At 48.5% G+C, this 15521-nt stretch carries 2 protein-coding genes; both read left to right on the top strand.

The window, feature by feature from the left end; all coding sequences use genetic code 11:
- The first annotated feature begins 32 nt into the window (after positions 1-32).
- A complete protein-coding gene (locus C7H79_RS00720; RefSeq protein WP_106705385.1) occupies positions 33-3359 on the top strand; it encodes a non-ribosomal peptide synthetase in 3327 nt (1108 codons plus the stop codon).
- Positions 3360-15290 carry a non-ribosomal peptide synthetase gene (locus C7H79_RS00715; protein ID WP_106705384.1) on the top strand — a complete coding sequence of 3977 codons (11931 nt, stop codon included), beginning with the start codon at positions 3360-3362 and terminating at the stop codon, positions 15288-15290.
- Positions 15291-15521 lie beyond the last annotated feature (231 nt).

Raw genomic sequence — 15521 nt, 5'->3', positions numbered from 1 at the left:
CTATCGTATTGAAGATAAATTAGGGATTTCTTATGGCAGATAATGACGATCTTGCGCGACGACGAGCGCGCTTGACACCAGAGCAGCGTCAGCGACTAACACAACGGTTTCAGGCAAGCACTGATGCATTACGTCAAACAATCTCTATTCCTCGGCGGTCGATCAGTGAATTTGCACATCTTTCTTACGCGCAGCAGCGGCACTGGTTTTTATGGCAATTGGATCCGCAGAGTACAGCGTATCATTTGGGCGGCGCGCTGCGTTTGCTTGGGGAACTGGATATTGAAGCTTTGCGTGCAAGTTTCCAAGGGCTGATAGCACGGCATGAATCGTTGCGCACAGTTTTTCAGATGAATGAAGCAGGTTTACCGCAGCAGAAAATCGATGCGGAAGGTAAATTCGAGCTGATTCGGATTGATTTGTGCGATTTGCCGGTTGTGCAACGTACTCAACATGCACATGAAGAAGCGATGCGGATCAACACCACGCCATTCGATCTGACACAAGGACCGCTACTGCGTGTCGCGCTTATCCGGGTGGCGGCGGAAGAGCATCATCTGGTGGTGGTGATGCACCATATCATTTCAGATGCCTGGTCCAACCGCATCATTATCGACGAATTCTCTGCACGCTACCGCGCCGAGGTGGAAAAATTGGAATTTTCGTTACCACCGCTTGCGATTCAGTACGCAGATTATGCCTTATGGCAGCGCAATTGGTTAGAAGCGGGAGAAAAAGAGCGGCAATTAACATACTGGCGCAATCAATTAGGAGAAGCGCACCCGGTATTGCAACTGCCCACTGATCGCCCTCGCGCATCGACAGCGCATTACCGAGCGGGACAGCATGATTTTACTTTACCCGGGTCATTGATATCTCGCTTGCAGTGCCAAGCGCAGGATCGGGGAATGACGCTGTTCATGATGTTTCTGACAGGTTTTCAGGTATTGTTATATCGCTATACCGGGCAAAGCGATATGCGGGTGGGAGTGCCGACTGCCAACCGTCATCGGATAGAGACAGAAAACATTGTCGGTTTGTTCGTAAATACCCAGGTACTATGTAACCGTATCGACAGCCGCATGCCGTTGAGTGTTGCACTTGATCAAACTCATGAAGCCGCGTTGGGTATGCAGACGTATCAAGATCTGCCATTTGAGCAACTGGTCGAAGCGCTGCAGCCAGAGCGCAACCTACATCAAAATCCGCTGTTCCAGGTCATGTTCAATCACTTGCGTGAGGACTATCGCGCACTGGGGCAATTGCCCGAACTGACTGTCGAAGAATATGAGCTCGGCGAACGTAGCGCGCAGTTTGAGTTGACGCTGGATACCGTAGAAAGGCCGGATGGAAGGATTGACGCACGTTTCACCTATGTTGTCGAACTGTTTGAGCCGAGTACAATCACGCGGTTGAGTGAGCACTATCTCAGGGTGCTGGAACAATTGGCTGAAACTCCGCAGCAATGTGTGGGCGACATCACGTTACTAAGTGCAGCGGAATGGCATCAGCTAAAAGTCTGGGGAATCAACGAACGGCACTACGTCAATACGGAACCGGTACATCGCTTGATCGAACGGCAGGTCAACGATCGTCCGGGTGCAATTGCACTTATTTTTGGCGATACGGAACTTAGTTATGGGGAGCTGAACCGGCGGGCGAACCAGTTGGCGCATCAACTGATTGCTTTGGGAGTGAAACCCGAGAGCAGAGTGGGGATTGCGGTAGAACGCTCGATTGACATGGTGGTTGGGTTGTTGGCGACGCTGAAGGCAGGCGGTGCGTATGTACCGCTGGACCCGGCGTATCCGTGGGAGCGGCTGAATCACATGATAACAGACAGCGCAATTGAACTATTGCTGACACAAAGTCATGTCAGGAAACGAATTCCGTATGCCGAAGAGCGTCATGTTGTGGAACTGGATACCCTCGATCTGGCAGATTGGTCGGAGAATAATCCGGTAGTGCATCTGCACGGAGAACATCTGGCTTACATCATCTATACCTCCGGTTCCACCGGAAAACCTAAGGGAGCTGCTAACCGCCATGGTGCGCTATATAACAGGTTAGTCTGGATGCAGGAAGCCTACCTCCTGAACCATGATGATACTGTGTTGCAAAAAACACCTTTCAGTTTTGATGTGTCAGTTTGGGAATTTTTCTGGCCATTAATGTATGGAGCGCGCCTAGCTATCGCTAATCCCGGCGATCAGCGTGATGCCGCGTGGCTAATTACATTGATTGAACGACACAAAGTAACGACGCTGCATTTTGTCCCTTCTATGTTGCGGGCCTTTATGGCAGATGACGGAGTTGCGACCTGTAGCAGCTTAAAACAAATTATCTGCAGCGGAGAAGCGTTGCAATTGGAGATGCAGGAGGCGGTATTCAAGCAACTTCCCAAAGTCAAGCTTTACAATCTTTATGGACCGACAGAATCGGCTATCGACGTAACCCATTGGACCTGTCGCGATGAGGTGTCTACTAATATCCCCATCGGACAGCCGATAACTGCTACCAAAACCTACATTCTGGATGCCAATCTTAATCCTGCCCTACAAGGGGTGGCAGGAGAGCTGTATCTCGGCGGCGTTGGACTTGCTCGCGGTTATCTGAATCGGCCGACTCTGACGGCGGAGCGGTTTGTGGCGAATCCGTTTGATAAGTACGGAGAGCGGCTTTATCGCACGGGGGATCTGACGAGATGGCGATCAGATGGGCAAATAGAATATCTGGGGCGGCTCGATTATCAGGTCAAAATAAGAGGCTTTCGAATTGAACTGGGTGAAATCGAAACACAATTGCTGTTGCAACCGGGGATCAGAGAAGCAGTGGTGGTGGCAAAAGAAGGATCAGGGAGCACAAGGCTTGTTGCCTATATTGCATTGCATGTGGGAAACGAAGTGGATACAGCTGAACTGCGCGGGTCACTGGGGCAGTCCTTGCCCGACTACATGATTCCGTCGGCGATCGTGATACTGGAGAACCTGCCACTGAATGCGAACGGTAAGGTGGAACGCAAACTGCTGCCCGTACCAAAATTTATCAGTGCGAATCAATACGAAGCACCGCAAGGCGAAGTGGAAGAAGCGTTGGGGGCGATCTGGATGGAGGTGTTGAATCTTAATCGAGTGGGGCGAAATGATCATTTCTTTGAATTGGGAGGGCATTCTCTCTTGATTCTGCAAGTTCAACAGAAATTACTACGCAATAGATCTGTTTCAGTGCCACTGCGAATGTATTTTGAATACCCTGTTTTGCATGAAATCGCCGCGATGATAAAAACAAGCTCTTTGGCTTCCGATGAGCGCGATGAATTATCTGAAATGTCTGAGTTACTTGATTTATTGGAGAGTTGATTGGAACTGAATAAGCAAGATATTGCCGAGCGATTTTCCGTGCTTTCTTCCGGAAAGCAAAAGACATTCCTTAACTCATTGAAAGAACGTGGAATTGATTTCGCTTTGCTGCCCATTGTTCGACAATCTTCGGAAAGCCGTCAGATTCTTTCTTACGCGCAGCAGCGGCACTGGTTTTTATGGCAATTGGATCCGCAGAGTACAGCGTATCATTTGGGCGGCGCGCTGCGTTTGCTTGGGGAACTGGATATTGAAGCTTTGCGTGCAAGTTTCCAAGGGCTGATAGCACGGCATGAATCGTTGCGCACAGTTTTTCAGATGAATGAAGCAGGTTTACCGCAGCAGAAAATCGATGCGGAAGGTAAATTCGAGCTGATTCGGATTGATTTGTGCGATTTGCCGGTTGTGCAACGTACTCAACATGCACATGAAGAAGCGATGCGGATCAACACCACGCCATTCGATCTGACACAAGGACCGCTACTGCGTGTCGCGCTTATCCGGGTGGCGGCGGAAGAGCATCATCTGGTGGTGGTGATGCACCATATCATTTCAGATGCCTGGTCCAACCGCATCATTATCGACGAATTCTCTGCACGCTACCGCGCCGAGGTGGAAAAATTGGAATTTTCGTTACCACCGCTTGCGATTCAGTACGCAGATTATGCCTTATGGCAGCGCAATTGGTTAGAAGCGGGAGAAAAAGAGCGGCAATTAACATACTGGCGCAATCAATTAGGAGAAGCGCACCCGGTATTGCAACTGCCCACTGATCGCCCTCGCGCATCGACAGCGCATTACCGAGCGGGACAGCATGATTTTACTTTACCCGGGTCATTGATATCTCGCTTGCAGTGCCAAGCGCAGGATCGGGGAATGACGCTGTTCATGATGTTTCTGACAGGTTTTCAGGTATTGTTATATCGCTATACCGGGCAAAGCGATATGCGGGTGGGAGTGCCGACTGCCAACCGTCATCGGATAGAGACAGAAAACATTGTCGGTTTGTTCGTAAATACCCAGGTACTATGTAACCGTATCGACAGCCGCATGCCGTTGAGTGTTGCACTTGATCAAACTCATGAAGCCGCGTTGGGTATGCAGACGTATCAAGATCTGCCATTTGAGCAACTGGTCGAAGCGCTGCAGCCAGAGCGCAACCTACATCAAAATCCGCTGTTCCAGGTCATGTTCAATCACTTGCGTGAGGACTATCGCGCACTGGGGCAATTGCCCGAACTGACTGTCGAAGAATATGAGCTCGGCGAACGTAGCGCGCAGTTTGAGTTGACGCTGGATACCGTAGAAAGGCCGGATGGAAGGATTGACGCACGTTTCACCTATGTTGTCGAACTGTTTGAGCCGAGTACAATCACGCGGTTGAGTGAGCACTATCTCAGGGTGCTGGAACAATTGGCTGAAACTCCGCAGCAATGTGTGGGCGACATCACGTTACTAAGTGCAGCGGAATGGCATCAGCTAAAAGTCTGGGGAATCAACGAACGGCACTACGTCAATACGGAACCGGTACATCGCTTGATCGAACGGCAGGTCAACGATCGTCCGGGTGCAATTGCACTTATTTTTGGCGATACGGAACTTAGTTATGGGGAGCTGAACCGGCGGGCGAACCAGTTGGCGCATCAACTGATTGCTTTGGGAGTGAAACCCGAGAGCAGAGTGGGGATTGCGGTAGAACGCTCGATTGACATGGTGGTTGGGTTGTTGGCGACGCTGAAGGCAGGCGGTGCGTATGTACCGCTGGACCCGGCGTATCCGTGGGAGCGGCTGAATCACATGATAACAGACAGCGCAATTGAACTATTGCTGACACAAAGTCATGTCAGGAAACGAATTCCGTATGCCGAAGAGCGTCATGTTGTGGAACTGGATACCCTCGATCTGGCAGATTGGTCGGAGAATAATCCGGTAGTGCATCTGCACGGAGAACATCTGGCTTACATCATCTATACCTCCGGTTCCACCGGAAAACCTAAGGGAGTGGGGGTGGCGCATGGGCCGCTGGCAATGCATGTGCAATCAATTGGTGAGCTTTACGGCATGACAGCGGCGGATCGTGAACTACAGTTTGCCTCAATCAATTTTGATGGTGCACATGAACGTTGGCTTGTGCCATTGGCCTTTGGTGCTGCATTGATGCCACGTGACAACGAATTATGGTCGGTTGACCATACAGCTGCTGAGATAACTAAGCACGGCATTACGATTGCCTGCTTTACCCCAGGCTATTTGCAGCAACTGGCAGAATTCACCGGCAAAGCTGGCCGGGATTTGCCGATCCGTTCCTATACGGTAGGTGGTGAGGCAATGAGTCGTACTGGTTTTGACTTTGTGCAGCAGACACTACATTCGCCGCGTATTATCAATGGCTACGGCCCTACCGAAGCAGTAATAACTCCGCTAATTTTCAAGGCATACTCCGGCACTCAGTTTGATTCGGATTATTTGCCAATCGGTTCACCGGTTGGCGACCGCGCCGCTTATATTGTGGATGCCGAAATGAATCCGGTTGCGCAGGGCGTGACCGGAGAACTATATCTCGGTGGGACGGGGTTGGCGCGAGGTTATCTGAACCGGTCGGAATTGACAGCGGAACGGTTTGTGGCGGACCCGTTTGACGAGAACGGAGGTCGGCTCTACCGTACGGGAGATTTGGCGAGATGGCGATCAGATGGACAAATAGAATATCTGGGAAGGCTCGATCATCAGGTCAAAATAAGAGGCTTTCGAATTGAATTGGGTGAGATCGAAACACAAATATTGTTTCAACAGGAAATCAGAGAAACGGTAGTGGTGGCGAAGGAAGGGCCAGGTGGTGCGAGGTTGGTCGCCTATATTGTGCTGCATGCGGGGAATGAGGTGGATATTGCTGAGCTGCGCGGGTCACTGGGGCAATCCTTGCCCGACTATATGATCCCAGCTGCGATTGTGGTGCTGGAGAGTCTGCCGCTGAATGCGAATGGCAAAGTGGACCGCAAACTGCTGCCTGAGCCGGAATTTGCAGGTGTGGGTGGCTATGAAGCGCCACAAGGAGAAGTGGAAGAGCGATTGGCTGCGATTTGGAGAGAGGTATTGAGAATCGGCCAAGTTGGGCGCAACGATAATTTCTTTGAACTGGGGGGGGACTCGATTCTCAGTCTGCAGATTGTGACCAAAGCGCGCCGTGCGGGCTGGAAGATTACGCCGCGGCAATTGTTTGAACGGCAAACAGTTGCCGCACTCGCAGGTATTACTAAGCCCCTGGAGGAGACTGCTAAAACGATTCATGTTCAGAGTGATTCGCTGGATATTGCCATGCCAATTCCCATGTTGCCGATTCAACTGGATTTTTTTGCACAAGTCATACCCATGAGGCACTATTGGAATCAGGCGGTGTTTTTGAAAAATCGCCGGTTTTTTGACGCAATTCGATTGAATCAAGCATTAAAAGCTGTTGTGCAGCGTCATGACGCGTTGCGTTTCTGTTACAGGGAAACGAACGGTCAATGGGAGCAGATTGCCACTAAATCCATTGCCCAAGATATTTTGTGGGTGCGAAATGCAGCGACTGCTGAGCAATTATTGGCACTCTGCAATGAAGCTCAGCGCAGTTTGAATCTGCAACAGGGATCGCTGGTAAGGGCGATGCTGATAAATATGACGGATCAAACCCAGCGTTTGCTGTTGGTTATTCATCATCTGGTGATTGACGGTGTTTCCTGGCGCATTCTAATTGAAGATCTTGAAACTGCCTATCACCAGACAGAGAACCATGAAACCATTATCTTGCCTGAAGCTACTACTGGCTATCCTGTCTGGACTCATCAACTGCAACAATATCCTAATAGCCATGAGGCTGAGTTTGACTATTGGCAAAGGTGGATGGATGTGCCTGTTTCCCTTCCTTATGATTTCCCCAAAGGTTCCAATAGTACATTTAACTTCACTCGTATAACTGCTAGGCTTGGTCAAACGCAAACTCATGCGTTGATTAAAGATGCCCCAGCAGCATATCGCACGCAAGTCAACGATTTGCTGCTTGCCGCGCTGGGTGGCGCGTTATGTCAATGGAGCGGACATCAGAAGATTCTGGTGGATCTTGAAGGCCATGGGCGCGAAGATCTTTATCCTGATATCGATCTATCCAGAACAATTGGATGGTTTACTGCGCTGTTTCCGGTAATTCTGGATCCATCAGGTGACATGCCGCAAAGAGTCAAACATATTAAAGAAAGCCTGCGACAAATGCCCAATAGAGGATTGGGCTTTGGTTTATTCAAATATTATGGTACGTCGGCGCAACGACAAGTTATCCACGATCTTCCCAAAGCGCAAGTTGTATTTAATTATTTGGGGCAATTTGATACCAGTTTTGGTGAACAAGCCCCTTGGGTGTTAGCAGACGAACCGCTAGGTGATTTGATGGCTCGCGATGTAATACAGCAGCATGATCTATCTATTAATAGTCACATTTACAAAGGTGAGCTTTGCCTGGAAGTCAATTACAGTGAAGCTCGATATAGCGAAACAACCATCGCAGCATTCGTTCAGATTTTCCTGACCGAACTTGAATTAGTAATCACTCATTGCAGATTTTGTGCTCGCGGCGTTACGCCTTCTGATTTTCCTCTGATTCAGATGAATCAGAGTGAATTGGATCGGTTACCCATTCCGATTGAGCAACTTGAGGATCTTTATCCGCTTTCGCCGATGCAAACCGGCATGCTGTTTCATAGTGTGTTTGACAGGGATGGCGCGATGTATCTCAATCAGCTGAGCGCTGATATCGAGTATTTGTCGGTTGAGCGATTCAAGGCTGTCTGGCAGGCTGCGGTCGATCGCCATGAGATATTACGTACCGGTTTCGTACAGGAAGGAAAAATACCGCTGCAATGGGTAGCGAAAGCGGTTGAATTACCTTTTGTCGTGCATGACTGGCGCAATCAGAATACCCATCCTTTGGCTGATCAGCAGCGGGAGCTTGAAGCACTTGCTCAATCAGAGCACAGGTCGGGCGTCGATCTGAAAAATCCACCATTGATTCGAATTGCCGTAGTGCGCCTCGCCGATGAACGATATCACTTCATTATGACGATTCATCATCTTCTGTTGGATGGATGGAGTACTTCTCAATTGCTGGGTGAAGTGTTGCGACAGTATGGTGGCGCGACACTGCTGCCTCCCCGTATTCGCTACCGGGATTTTATTGAATGGCTGCACGATCGTGATCATCAAGTAGCGAAAGCGTATTGGCTGGAGCGTTTATGCCATACCACTGAAACTACCCGATTATCAGATGTGTTTTCAGCCCCAGCAACACATGAGGGTTATGGAGAATCCATTTATCCACTCGACCAGGCCTTGACCGATGATTTAATCAATTTCTGCAAACGCGAACACATTACGATCAATACCTTGATACAAGCTGCATGGGCTTTGCTGCTGGGTCATTATACGGGTCAGCAAACAGTTACCTTTGGCGTGACTGTTGCTGGCAGGCCTGCAGATTTGCCGAGATCTGACCAGATACTCGGACTCTTCATCAACACATTGCCGGTGAGTATCGCATTGAAACCTGAATTGACAGTTGGTGAGTGGTTGCGCGAAGTACAAATACAAAACTTGGCTTCACGCGAACATGAACATACTCCACTTTATGAAATTCAACGCTGGGCAGGGCAAAGCCGGCCGGGACTATTTGATAGTATTTTAGTCTTTGAAAATTATCCGGTTGACCAAGCATTCAAACAGCATATGCCGGGCGGACTTGTTTTCTCCGGCGTCAAATGCCGGGAAGCAACCAATTATCCGATGACCGTATCGGTCGTGGAAAATAATGGATTTACCTTACATTATGGATATACCTACAAAGATTTTTCAGCAGCAACTGTCAGTTGTATCGCAGCACAAATTGAACAATTGTTACGTGAGATCACGCGAAGCGAAGTCAAATGTTTAGGTGACATCACGCGACTAAGCGCAACAGAATGGGAACAACTAAAAGACTGGGGAATTAACGATCTGCGCTATCTCAATGTAGAACCGGCGCACCGGCTGATCGAGCGAAAGGTTAATGAGCACGCTGAAGCGATTGCACTCATTTTTGGTGAGACAAAACTCAGTTATGCAGAGCTAAATCGACGGGCAAACCAACTGGCGCACCAACTGATTGCTTTAGGGGTGAAACCCGAGAGCCGAGTGGGGATTGCGATGGAACGTTCGATCGACATGGTGGTTGGGTTGTTGGCGACACTCAAGGCAGGCGGCGCATACGTGCCGCTGGATCCAGACTATCCAAGCGAACGGCTGAATCATATGGTAATTGACAGCGCGATTGAATTGCTATTGACACAAAGCATGCTACGGGGGCGAATTCCGCATTGTGCAACTTGTCATGTATTGGAATTGGACGCACTGGATTTGTCAGGCTGTCCGGATATTAATCCGGATGTGAGATTGCATGGTGAGAATCTAGCTTATATCATTTATACATCAGGTTCTACCGGCAAACCTAAAGGCGTTGGAGTCGCTCATCGTGCACTCGTTGAGCATACATACATTGCCATTGATTTCTTTAAATTGCAAAGCACAGACCGGATGTTGCAATTCTCTACCATTAATTTCGATGGTTTCATTGAGCAGCTTTTCCCTCCCTTATGCGCAGGTGCAGCCATAGTTTTACGCGGTACCACGTTATGGGACAGTGAAACGTTCTATTGGGAATTGATGGATAAGCGAATAACAGTTGCCGATCTCACGACAGCCTATTGGTTTTTGCTGGTACAGGATTTTGCCAGACAGGGGCCGCGCGATTACGGTTTGTTGCGGCAAGTACATGCAGGCGGTGAAGCCATGTCACCGGAAGGAATCAAAGCCTGGAGGCAAGCTGGTATGAATGGGATTGCTCTGTTGAATACCTATGGACCGACAGAGGCAATTGTTACCGCTACAGTCGCTAATTGCGATGGAAATGACTTGGATCATGATGCAGCATCGCCACAAGTCACTATCGGCAAGCCACTCCCAGCACGTCGAATTTATTTACTAGACTCCAACTTAGCGCCGGTGATGTCTGGAATTCCCGGTGAACTCTGCATCGGCGGGGAACTGCTAGCACGCGGATATCTGAATCGGCCGGAGTTAACTGCGGACCGGTTTATTGCAGATCCTTTTGATGATCATGGAGGGCGGCTTTACCGCACCGGAGATCTTGCAAAATGGCGTTCGGACGGACAAATAGAATATCTGGGTCGTCTGGATCATCAGGTTAAGGTGAGAGGATTTCGCATCGAACTCGGAGAGATAGAAACGCAGCTATTATTACATCCAGAAGTAAGAGAGGCCGTGGTGATCGCTAAAGAAGGGCCAAGCGGGGCGAGACTGGTGGCTTATATCTCGTTACATGCATGCAGTACACTGGATGTTGCCATGTTGCGGGAATCGATAGGAAAGGTTTTGCCAGATTATATGATGCCATCGGCGATTGTCATTTTGAAGAGCCTGCCCCTAAATGCAAACAGTAAAGTGGATCGTAAATTGCTTCCCGAGCCGGAATTTGTTATTGCAGACCAATATGAAGCACCCCAAGGCGAAGTGGAAGCAGCACTAACTAAAATTTGGGAGAAAGTGCTAGAACTTAACTCGATAGGGCGCAACGATAACTTCTTCGAACTGGGTGGAGACTCTATCATCAGTTTGCAGATTGTCGCCAAAGCACGTCGGATGGGCTGTAAAATCACGCCGCGACAATTGTTTGAACAACAGACAATTGCTGCGCTGGCTAAAGTGACAGAAATCGTGTCGGAATCTGCGATTGAGGAGCTTCAACCTGAACATGCTTGCCTGGAAGATTATCTTGATGCTGCAGTAATAGCCTCGCTGTCGTTCGGAAATAATGAGATCGAAGACATCTATCCATTGTCGCCGACCCAAGAAGGTATGTTATTCCATACGCTTGAAGCACCTGGTACCGGGCTTTATATCAGTCAGATCAGCGTAGAAGTTGAGGGACTTGATGCCGAACGGTTAGCGCATGCCTGGCAAGAAATGATTGCTCGGCATGCCGTGTTACGCACAGGGTTTCTATGGCAAGATGGGCTTGCTCGTCCATTACAGATTATATTTAAACAAATCGAGGCACCCGTCATCCAGTTGGATTGGCGAGAAAAAGATTGCCTGGAAGAACAGATCATTGCTTATGCCGATCAGGAACTCAAAAGCGAATTCGATTTTCTTAATCCTCCACTGGCTCGATTGATTCTGATTCGGATAGACGAAGATTGTCATCAGTTGATATGGACTAAACACCACATACTGCTGGATGGTTGGGGTGATTCTATATTGATCAGTGATTGGTTGCGTTGCTATAACGGCGAAATGCTTGCGCAGCCCGGGCCGGACTATAGTGTCTATGTGCGATGGCTGGAGAAACAGGATAAGCAGGCAGCTCAGCATTTCTGGCAAGCTGAGCTGGCGAATACTGACGGTCCGACGCTATTAGCGCATTCGGTCAGCAAGGCGGTAAAACAAGATAATCGGCCCGATTTTGCTCAAATCTATACGCATCTGAATGTGGAGGAAACGCGTCGCTTGCAAGCTTTTGCTCAACAGGCGCGCATTACCCTGAATACGATTGTTCAAGCAGCATGGGCGCTATTGTTACAACGCTACACAGGAAAGCAGACGATTATCTTTGGAGCGACAGTTGCGGGTCGTCCACCGAATCTACCGCAAGCTGATGAGATTCTCGGTTTGTTTATCAATACGATTCCTGTTCCGGTTGAGCGACGTAGCGAGCTGACGGTTAGTGAATATTTAAGCTTATTACAGGAAAAGAATGCCAGATTGCGTGATTTTGAGCATACATCGCTAGCTGATATCCAGCACTGGGCAGGTTCCTCAGGTCAACCGCTATTCGACAGTATTGTTGTTTTTGAAAGTTTTCCAATCGATGCTGCTTTGCGGGGTAAAGAATTGTATGGCCTTCGTTTCGGTGAAGTAGCAGGTAAGGGATTGACCGGTTACGCAATGGATTTGCAAGTTATTGTTGGAGATACGTTGGAAATCGAATATTCCTATGGACGCAACGATTTTACCGACGAATTTGTGATCAGTTTGCGTAGTGAAATGGAAGGCCTGATGAGGGAAATGATGACTTATCCGCAACGAGTGGTCGGGGAATTAAAGTGGCTAGGAAAACATCAGCTTGATCAACTATTTCTGCTGCGTGGACATACAGATTCGAGTGCTGCATTATCTCGCGCTTTTCGGCCGGTTCATCATCTAATCGAACAGAATGCGGTACAGCAACCCGATTCCATCGCGCTTTTGATGGGCGAACAGGAAATATCCTATGCTGAGCTGAATGCGCGAGCGAACAAGCTAGCTCATCGGCTCATACAGTTGGGAGTTGGCCCGGAAATGCGTGTGGGTGTTGCGATGGAACGCTCTCTGGATATTATAGTAACGCTGTTGGCCATTCTTAAGTCTGGCGCAGCTTATATTCCTCTGGATCTTGATTATCCGGATGATCGACTTGCATTCATGATAAAAGACAGTGCGATATTGCTATTAATTACGCAAAGTAAAGTACTGTCGAAGCTCGAGTTGGATGCCGCTGTACCTAAACTAATCGTGGATACCATCGAGCTCGAGATTGAGTCAGCATGTAATCCAGAATTACCCGTTCACGAACATAATATTGCTTATGTTATATACACATCCGGCTCGACCGGTTTGCCAAAAGGTGTGGCGGTGACGCATGGTCCGCTTGCCATGCATTGCCAGGCAACAGCACGGATTTACGAAATGCATCCCAATTCTTGTGAATTGCTGTTTATGTCTTTTTCATTCGACGGTGCGCATGAACGTTGGTTGACCGCGCTGACGGTCGGGGCCGGTTTGGCGGTGCGGGACCAGGAATTGTGGACTGCCGAGCAGACCTATGACGCGTTGCGCCATTATAGCATTACTAACGCCGCATTCCCGCCAGCCTATCTGGGGCAGATTGCTGAGTGGGCGATGCCTCGCAATGATCCGCCGCCGGTGGAGCTCTATGTGTTTGGTGGCGAAGCTATGCCCAAAGCTTCGTATGACTTGATTCGTCAAACTTTGCGGCCGCGCACGTTGATTAATGGTTATGGGCCCACTGAAACCGTAGTGACCCCACTGATCTGGAAAACACAAGCGAGCGGAAGTTTTGACTGCGCTTATGCACCGATTGGACGTCCTGTGGGCGAACGTGTTGTGTATGTGTTAGATGTTGATATGCAATTGGCGCCAATAGGTATAGTTGGTGAGCTGTATATTGGTGGATATGGTTTGGCGCGAGGCTATTTAGGGCGATCTGGCTTGACTGCTGAACGCTTTATTGCAGATCCATTTAACGAAAATGGCAATCGCCTTTACCGTACGGGTGATCTGGTCAGGTGGATGAATGACGGTAATATCGAGTATGTCGGCCGTGCCGATTATCAGGTAAAAATACGGGGGTTCCGTATAGAGTTGGGTGAGGTCGAAGCTCGCGTCCGTGAAGTCAGTGGTGTAGCCGATGCTGCTGTTGTTGTGTATCAGGGTGCAGCTGGGGCGCAACTGGCAGCTTATGTTGTTCCTGTCACGGAGCAATCAGAAAAGGATTTGTTAACTCAGCTGAAACAAACGCTTGGTAAACGATTGCCTGAGTACATGCTGCCAGCGTACTTTGTATTAATGACCGCATTGCCTCGTTTGACAAGCGGAAAGCTCGACCGTAGGGCATTACCAGAGCCTGATTTTTTAGCGAGTGATGCCTATCAGGAGCCATCCACTCCTGATGCCAAGATACTTGCAAGTATCTGGCGGGAGGTGTTGGGCGTGGAACGAATCGGAGAAACAGATAATTTTTTTGCGTTAGGCGGTGATTCATTATCAAGCCTAAAAGTGATGGCCCGGATACGCAATCTAACGGATGTTAAATTAGATTTCAAACTAAGAGATTTGATACAACGACCAACTATCGCTGGTTTGCTTGGGTTGGATAAACGAACTTCCGCAAATGCGTGTGGCTTACTGGCGCTTAATCAAACTAGTGGAGATGAGATTGTTAAGCCACTGTTCTGTATTCATGCCGGGTTAGGAACCGTATTTGATTATCATCCACTGGCGCGGCAATTGCAGGGTATTCAGGCTGTTTATGGATTGCCTTGTCGAATGCTCGCTGACTCTTCGCATCGTGATGTATCTTTGGAACAGATGGCGGAAGATTATTGCAAAATGATTCGAGTTATCCAACCGGTGGGGCCTTACTATTTGCTGGGTTGGTCATTGGGAGGTACTTTAGTCGCCATGATGGCCACAATGCTGGAAGCGGATAATCAGACAGTTGCATTTCTTGGACTGATTGATCCCTATGTTCCTGGAGTGGAACTACCGCAATCGGATGATTGGCGGCAGGATTTTATTGAATTCGTTTCCGTAGCGATTCCCTGGGCTGAATCCGATGATGACTTGGAGAATGTGCTTTTTAGTCAATCTGTAGTGATAGAATCAAAGCAAGCGATCGTAGATTTACTGGAGAAAGTGTTGTCCATTCGACAGCCTCAGGTTCTTCGTGCCAGCGGATCCGCCGAAATTCAGGATTACGCTGATCTAGGCACAGAAGAATTGGCGCATGTCTTTTTTATTGCACGTCATTTGAAAACACTTTCTTTGCAAGCCGGTGCATTAAGATCATTGAATACCGAAGCAATTTGCTGGTGGGCGGCGACACGCGATGTAGATGACCGACATGCGCTCGAGCGTCAAATTACGCCAACTGTGATACGTTCGATGGAGATCAACGCAGATCATTTTGATATTGTGCGTGCTGAAACATTGCTCTCAGAAATTAAGCTACTATTGATGGGGGATTCAATTGATCGTGATAAGGATGATCAAGTTACTGTTTCTATATAAGAAAAATTTAGGCTATCTGGAATTCATTCAGGAATGACATATGACGTTGCCAGTATGAGCAGTATTTACTCAATTCTGAGAAATCTTTTAGCTTTGCAAGTATTCGGTTTAATGAAAATTCTGGAAAAATCAAAGTGATCGAAAGATCAGGATAAAACATGACTGAATACGTTTGTAGTTATCAAAAAATTTGATGTTAATTAATCTTGCAAATATTACTTAAGAGGGTTA

This window comes from Nitrosomonas supralitoralis (assembly GCF_003011925.2).
In the GTDB taxonomy this organism is placed as follows: domain Bacteria; phylum Pseudomonadota; class Gammaproteobacteria; order Burkholderiales; family Nitrosomonadaceae; genus Nitrosomonas; species Nitrosomonas supralitoralis.
The sequence above is the reverse complement of the archived record's forward strand: the minus strand, read 5'-3'. Positions and strand labels throughout refer to the sequence as shown.

Excerpts from the sequence above, each read along its gene's own strand:
- C7H79_RS00720 (WP_106705385.1), top strand. The coding sequence starts at position 33 with ATGGCAGATAATGACGATCTTGCGCGACGACGAGCGCGCTTGACACCA.